The following is a 6966-nucleotide window of genomic DNA, read 5'->3' as shown; positions in this document are numbered from 1 at the left end:
CATAATGATCGCCGTCAAGCTTCGCCGTTGTGCGCATACCGCCCGCATCTGACCCTGAGCCTGGCTCCGTCAATCCATATGCGCCAATCTTCGTTCCTTCTGCCATCGGACGAAGGTACTTCTGTTTTTGCTCCTCTGTACCGAATTTGTACACCGGCCATCCCGCTAGTGATGTGTGTGCGGAAAGTGTCACGCCCGTGGAAGCGCAGACGCGGGAAAGCTCTTCGACCGCGATAACATACGCGAGATAATCACTGCCGATACCGCCATACTCTTCCGGCCAAGGAATGCCCGTCAAGCCGAGCTCCGCCATTTTCTTGAAGATATCCATATCGAATCGTTCTTCTTCATCACGTTCCGCTGCTGTCGGGGCAACATCTTTCATTGCAAAATCACGAACCATTTTGCGGATCATTTCATGTTCTTCTGATAATTTAAAGTCCATCTCCATATCCTCCTATTTGAGCTGTCTATGTTAGTAGTTGATTAGATTTTTTGTAATGACAAGGCGCTGAATTTCGCTCGTGCCTTCATAGATTTGCGTCACTTTCGCATCGCGGAAATATCGTTCAACCGGGTAGTCTTCCGTGTAGCCGTAGCCGCCGAAAACCTGCACCGCCTCGATTGCATTGTCCATCGCTGTTTGCGAAGCGAATAATTTGGCCATAGAAGCTTCCTTGCCGCATGACTTCCCTGCCGCTCTCAGCTGGGCAGCCCGGTACACAAGCAGCCTGGCCGCTTCAGCTGCCGTCGCCATATCAGCGAGTTTGAAGCCGACGCCTTGATTGGCAGCAATCGGCTTACCGAATTGTACGCGTTCCTTCGCGTGTCCGGACGCTGCTTCCAAAGCCGCTTCCGCAATCCCAAGGGACTGGGCGGCAATGCCAATTCGTCCGACGTCCAAATTTGCCATCGCAATCTTGAACCCTTCGCCTTCTTCACCAAGCCGGTTTGTAGCAGGCACTTTCATGTCTTCGAAAGTCAGTTGGACTGTCCGGGAACCGTGCAAGCCCATCTTCTCTTCATCTTTGCCGATCACGAGACCTGGCGTGTCTTTATCGACAATAAAGGCGGTAATACCCTTCGTTCCAAGTTTCGGCTCGGTGGAAGCGAACACGATATACACATCCGCCTCTCCGCCGTTCGTAATAAATACTTTGGAGCCGTTTATTATGTAGTGATCATCCTGCAGCACGGCCCGTGTCTTTAATGACCCTGCGTCAGAACCCGATTGTGGTTCCGTCAGGCAGAACGCCCCCAAGTATTCACCGGATGCCATCTTCGGAATATACGTCTCTTTCTGTTTCTCAGTACCGAAATAAAGAATCGGATTCGTCCCGACAGACGTATGAACGGAGAGAATGACGCCGACCACGGCACTCACTTTCGACAGCTCATGGATGGCGATAATATAGGAAACGAAGTCCATCTCCGAACCGCCATATTTCTCGGGCACCGTAATGCCCATCAAACCGAGCTCCCCCATCTTCTTCAGGATCTCCCGCGGAAATTCCCCCGCTTCCATTTTCGGAATGAACGGTTCAATCTCCGCCTTTGCAAAATCCCTCACCATGGTCCGCATCATCTGTTGTTCTTCGGTGAATCGTAAATCCATTTGATTGATCTCCTTTGCCGTTTACTTGAGGTTTCATACCGACCTGTTTTCTCAGAATCTGACATAATATTCGTCAGGCATATTCGTAAAAGCCGCGACCCGATTTCTTGCCGAGCCAGCCGGCATTCACATATTTCCGAAGCAACGGACACGGACGGTATTTGGAATCCCCGAATCCTTCATACAACGTTTCCATGATGTATAAGCAAGTATCGAGTCCAATGAAATCAGCAAGCTGGAGTGGTCCCATCGGATGGTTCATGCCCAGCTTCATCACTTCATCAATCGCTTCCTTGGACGCGACGCCTTCATATAGCGTGAAAATCGCTTCATTGATCATTGGCATCAAAACACGGTTTGCAACAAATCCTGGGAAGTCATTCACTTCAACCGGTGTCTTAGACAGTTTGCGTGTCATCTCTTCCACCGCACTGTATACCGCATCTTCTGTTGCCAATCCGCGAATAATTTCCACCAGTTTCATGACTGGCACTGGGTTCATATAATGCATGCCGATCACCTTGCCCGGACGATTCGTCACTGCAGCGATCTCCGTAATTGGCAAGGATGACGTGTTCGTTGCAAGAATCGCATGCGCAGGAGCGATGCCATCCAGCTGCTTGAAAATGGATTTTTTAATATCCATATTCTCAACCGCTGCTTCAATGACAAGATCCACATCCGAGGCATCCTGCAAGTCGAGCGATTTCGTAATGCGGGATAGCACTTCTCCCTTTTCTTCCTCCGTCATGCGTCCTTTTTCCACATTGCGGGATAGGTTCTTTTCGATAACCGCGAACCCTTTAACAAACGATTCCTCTTTAATGTCATTCAACTTCACATCATAGCCAGCCTGCGCACAAACCTGAGCGATGCCGCCCCCCATTTGCCCCGCACCGATTACCATCACTTTTTTAATTTCCATGTCCATTTCCTCCGTTCCGCTTACTTGATCTGTTAGATTGCAAATCTATTTTGATTAAATCTGAGAAGTTTTGAGATAAAATCTGTTTTTGTCCTTGGATCTGCGTATTCAGCGACCCGGCGCGCATAAACGGGATGGAACCGAGCATAAAACCGTTTATCCGCTCATTAATTCACGAGACACGCGCATAATGTAATCTAATCCGCGCTTACCCCTAGGCCAAACGCGCATAACCGGGTCTATGCCGAGCATAAATCCGCTTATGGCATGGTTCCATTGCGTTACTGCAGTCTTTATTAATAAAGACTTAAATCGGGTTCAGCACACAATTTATTGCCCCTTAGCCACTTCAATCATGATGGCGTCGCCTTGCCCGCCTCCGGAACAGATGGATGCGATGCCGATTCCGCCGCCTCGGCGTTTTAATTCATAGGCAAGCGTCAAAATAATACGTGTTCCGCTTGCACCGATCGGGTGGCCGAGTGCCACCGCTCCTCCGTTCACATTCACTTTCTCTGGATCAAGTCCTGCGATTTGTGAACTGGCAAGCGCCACGGCTGCAAATGCTTCGTTTATTTCAAACAAGTCGATGTCTTCGAGTGTTTTTCCTGTCTTTTTCAATAACTCGTTAATTACCAAACCAGGCGTCTGCGGAAAGTTTTGCGGTTCAACTGCCACTTCTGCATGCCCGATAATAGTGGCAAGCGGAGTTTTTCCTTCTTTCAGCGCACGCTCCTCATTCATTAACACGAGCGCGCATGCTCCATCATTGACTCCCGGAGCGTTCCCAGCCGTGATGGTGCCGTCTTTTCCGAAAGCCGGACGTAATTTCGCCAATGATTCAAGTGAACTATCGCGACGCGGCGCTTCATCGAGTGCTACTAAAACCGGATCGCCTTTACGCTGAGGGATTTCGACTGGAATGATTTCTTTTGCGAAAAAGCCTTCATCGATTGCATTCAACGCACGTTCATGACTGCGAAGGGACCATTCGTCCTGCTGCTCGCGACTAATGGAAAACTCTTCAGCTGTTCTATTGCCATACGTCCCCATATGAACACGTTCAGGTGAAAACGAACAAGATAAGCCGTCGTAAATCATGCCGTCAACAAGTGACGCATCTCCCATCTTCAATCCAAACCGGACGCCAGGTGCATAGTACGGTGCGTTTGACATCGATTCCATGCCGCCTGCCACGATTACTTCCTCCTCGCCAAGCCGGATGAGCTGATCGGCAAGTGTGACGCTGCGCATGCCCGATGCACATACTTTATTGATTGTCTCTGTTTTGACGTTCCACGGAATGCCAGCTTTTGTCGCGGCCTGCCTTGATGGAATTTGGCCTTGGCCTGCCTGTAATACAGTACCGATAATTACCTCGTCGACTTCATCCGGCTGTACGCCTGCGCGATCCAATGCCCCTTTGATCGCAAAGCCCCCTAAATCACTTGCTGTTTTCTTAGAAAGAGCCCCTCCCAACTTCGCAAATGGTGTGCGTGCCCCTTCGAGAATAACTGTCTTCGCCATTCCAACCCCTCCTGTTTTGATAGCGTTTACATTTTCACTTGCCAACGATGACTGAACGCTCGCTCGATGTTCATTTATAAAAAGAGGGAGTGTTGCGCACCCCCTCTTCGGTTTTGGAAACTACCAGTCTTCTTGGTATTTCATATTTTCTTAATTATATCGCTGTTCAGTTCTATCTGCAATCATCTTATTGCAAGACAGGTTCTTCTTCTTCCTCTGTTGCCGGCTGCCAGCCTTCACCAAAAACGGAGCGCTCCAGCAACTCTGCAATATCATATGTGCCGACTTTATCTTCCACTTCGACCGCTTTCGTTCCATCGGAAAGCATCGTTAAGCAGAACGGACAGCCGGAAGAAATGATGCCCGGGCTCACTTCAAGCGCCTGCTCTGTACGGGCAACATTGACACGGTGCCCTGCGTCTTCTTCCATCCACATAAGACCGCCGCCTGCTCCGCAGCACATTGCATCGTTGCGGTTCCGCTTCATTTCGACGAGATTGACGCCCGGAATAGCTTTCAAAATTTCACGCGGTGGATCATACACATCGTTGTAGCGGCCGAGATAGCAGGAATCATGGAACGTGATCGTTTCATTGATCGCATGCTTCGGTTCCAGCTTGCCGGCCTTCACCAGCTGATCCAGGAGCTCCGTATGGTGGATCACTTCCGCTTTGAATCCGAAATCCGGATATTCATTTTTAAAAATATTATAGGCGTGCGGATCAATCGTAACGATTTTAGTAACGCCATTTTTCTCGAATTCTTCAATGTTTGCTGTCGCAAGTTCCTGGAATAAAAACTCGTTCCCAAGGCGCCTCGGCGTATCCCCTGAGTTCTTTTCTTTATTGCCGAGAATCGCGAACTTCACGCCTGCTTCATTCATCAGATGCGCAAACGCAAGGGCGATTTTCTGTGAACGATTGTCGAACGCACCCATAGCGCCAACCCAGAACAGATACTCAAATTCCTCACCCGATTTTTTCAATTCCTTAACCGTTGGAATCTGGAGGTCCGGACGAGCTTCCCGCCAATTCTCCTTCTCCTTCCGGTTCAAGCCCCACGGATTTCCTTGGCGTTCGATATTTGTCATCGCCCGCTGAGCATCCGCATCCATCTTCCCTTCCGTCATAACTAGATAACGACGCAGGTCGATGATTTTATCCACGTGCTCATTCATAACCGGACATTGATCTTCACAGTTCCGGCAAGTCGTACAAGCCCAGATTTCCTCTTCGGTAATGATATCTCCGATTAGTGACGGGCTGTAAATATCGTCAATCGTAGCGCCTTCCATGCCAGCAGCAAGCGCGATTTGATTCCCCTTCGTCTGCTTGAAGGCGAAAGTCGGTACCCATGGCTGCTTCTTCGTCACAAGAGCGCCGGTATTCGTCAAGTTATCTCGAAGCTTTGTAATCAAATCCATCGGCGACAGCATTTTACCCGTGCCCGTTGCTGGGCACATATTCGTACAGCGGCCGCATTCCACACAAGCGTAAAAGTCGATCATTTGCTTCTGCGTGAAATCGGTGATTTTTCCAACTCCCAGAGCCGGCATATCATCTTCGTCTTCCGCTTCCTCCAACGCTTCAAAATCGATCGGCGCCAATTTCCCGCGACGGTCGAAGCGCATCATATACGTATTAACCGGTCCAGCAATCAAATGCGCGTGCTTGGATTGCGGCACATAGACAAGGAACGTCAGCAATGTTAGTAAATGAACCCACCAGGCAACGAAGAAAATGGCCGCCGCTGCTGTTGGCGATAGAAACGCGAAAGCGCTTGCAATTGCGGACGCCATTGGCTCAGTCCAAGTCGTTTCATGCCCCTGCCAAATCATATTCATGCCATTTGCAACCAATGTAGACAACATGAGTGTCCCGATGAAAATAAGGACAAGCCCCGACTTCCATCCGCGTTTCAAACGAACAAGCTTTTCAACATAACGGCGATGGAAAGCCCATACAACCGCGATTAAAATCACGAAAACTACGATTTCCTGGAAGAAAGTGAATGCGCCATAAATCGGGCCAAACGGCAAATGCGACCCCGGTTTCAGCCCTTTCCAAATGAGATCAATCGCCCCAAACTGCACGAGTAGGAACCCATAGAAAAACATGACGTGGATCGAACCACTTTTCTTATCCTTCAATAACTTCTTCTGGCCAAACACATTGACCCAAACTTCCCGCAAACGCTCCGAAACCCGGCTATCAAACTCCTCTTTCCGGCCAAGCTTAATATACTCAACACGCGTGCGAATCAAATATGTGAACAACGCCAAAGCATACGCCGTAACAGCAAGGAACAAAACCAAGTTGGCAATCAATAACGGTTTCATCCATGTTCTCCCCTTTCCCAATCATATGAACGTTACGAATAGTGTAGTAGAAAATTATACAGATGTCGATATTCTGATTCTAGTTTAAAATATGAATGAGCATTCAGTCAACGTTTATTTTCAATCATTCAGGAAAGTTGGAGTTTTTTGATGTGTAGGTAATTTGTTTTTGTGAGATGCGAATAATTGGGATGTGGAGACATTGGGTTTGGGTTTGAAATGGTTGGTAGGATTGGTATGGTGATGCGTTATGGTGATGCGTAAAGTGGGTTGGGTTGATTGGTAGTGACTAGTTGGTGAGAGGAATGGGGAAATAAACTTGGGGCTTGCGTCAAACGTTGAGGAAATGGGAAATTAACCGTAGGTTGCATCTAGTTAGGGGGCGGCGCGCCAAATTATCGAGGAATTCGCCAAATCAACTGGAGATCGCGCCAAATCAGCGAAAGCAACGCCAAATAACCGAGGGCCGCGCCAAATTAACCTGGGAGCAAGTCAAGTCCTTAATCTTGTGTAAATTCCCTTTCAATGTATCCAGCTAATTAATTTCAATCCACTATACTT

The 6966-nt window shown here is 48.7% G+C and carries 5 protein-coding genes; all 5 read right to left on the bottom strand.

The genetic code is table 11. From position 1 onward, the window contains the following. Window positions 1–445, bottom strand: a 445-nt coding sequence (locus NCCP2222_RS20300) for an acyl-CoA dehydrogenase family protein (protein ID WP_248514219.1), incomplete at its 3' end; no start/stop codon positions are given. 30 nt (window positions 446–475) lie between these two features. Next, the gene (locus tag NCCP2222_RS20295; protein WP_248514218.1) at window positions 476–1615 is read right to left on the bottom strand and encodes an acyl-CoA dehydrogenase; all 1140 of its coding nucleotides are present in this window, start codon (window positions 1613–1615) and stop codon (window positions 476–478) included. Between the two features lie 73 nt (window positions 1616–1688). Continuing rightward, on the bottom strand, window positions 1689–2540 hold the full coding sequence (locus NCCP2222_RS20290) for a 3-hydroxybutyryl-CoA dehydrogenase (protein ID WP_248514217.1): 852 nt from the start codon (window positions 2538–2540) through the stop codon (window positions 1689–1691). Window positions 2541–2870: 330 nt separating this feature from the next. Further along, window positions 2871–4067: an acetyl-CoA C-acetyltransferase gene (locus tag NCCP2222_RS20285; protein ID WP_248514216.1), complete on the bottom strand. Its 1197-nt coding sequence runs from the start codon at window positions 4065–4067 to the stop codon at window positions 2871–2873. Window positions 4068–4254: 187 nt separating this feature from the next. Next, a complete protein-coding gene (locus tag NCCP2222_RS20280; protein WP_248514215.1) occupies window positions 4255–6405 on the bottom strand; it encodes a heterodisulfide reductase-related iron-sulfur binding cluster in 2151 nt (716 codons plus the stop codon). Window positions 6406–6966 lie beyond the last annotated feature (561 nt).

It is taken from the genome of Sporosarcina sp. NCCP-2222 (genome assembly GCF_023168145.1).
Classification (GTDB): domain Bacteria; phylum Bacillota; class Bacilli; order Bacillales_A; family Planococcaceae; genus Sporosarcina.
The sequence above is the reverse complement of the archived record's forward strand: the minus strand, read 5'-3'. Positions and strand labels throughout refer to the sequence as shown.